Consider the following 666-nt stretch of genomic DNA (forward strand, 5'->3'; position numbering starts at 1 on the left):
ATCCTTTTAAAAAAGTGTTGTTTGCAATGACAGTACCATTATGATTTTCATAAGCACATTGTAACAAAATAGACATTTCACCATTACAAAAACCTTTAAAATCATTAAATGAAATTATATTACCTTTACATAAACCTGAACCACTATAATCGGCATGCCCAAAAGGATTAAAATAAATTAAATTGGTAACAGAAGTATGTGAATAACTTAAAACTTCTAAACTATTATGCGAAATAAAATTATAATGACATAAACCCATAACCATATTACAAGTGATATATGTTTTCATATCATTGTAAATAATTCTATTATTACTAGACCAACCCATAGGCATAGCATAAACACCCGCAGTGTTTGCAATCCTTATTGTATTATATGAAATAAGATTATTATTAGAATGAGATAACCAAATACCATGTAACTGACCTACATTTGAACCTAAAACTTTCAATGTACCTTTTGTATTATGAATGGTAAGATTTGTTACAATAGACCCATCACTCCCATTTATAAGATGAATAAAACCATTACTAATCTTATCATTAGAAGAAATAGGCATTAATGTAAGTTGACGATCAATAACAAAAGCCCTATTAGAAATATTACCAATTTTTAAAGTATCCCCATTAGAAATACCTGAAGCATCAATAATTTTCCCAGTTCTAA

1 pseudogene is annotated in these 666 nt (G+C 27.6%); it reads right to left on the bottom strand.

Going from position 1 to position 666, the window contains the following annotated elements:
• Positions 1 to 666, bottom strand: a pseudogene (locus tag MBORA_RS10755) (hypothetical protein); the annotation flags it as partial.

The organism is Methanobrevibacter oralis (genome assembly GCF_001639275.1).
Classification (GTDB): domain Archaea; phylum Methanobacteriota; class Methanobacteria; order Methanobacteriales; family Methanobacteriaceae; genus Methanocatella; species Methanocatella oralis.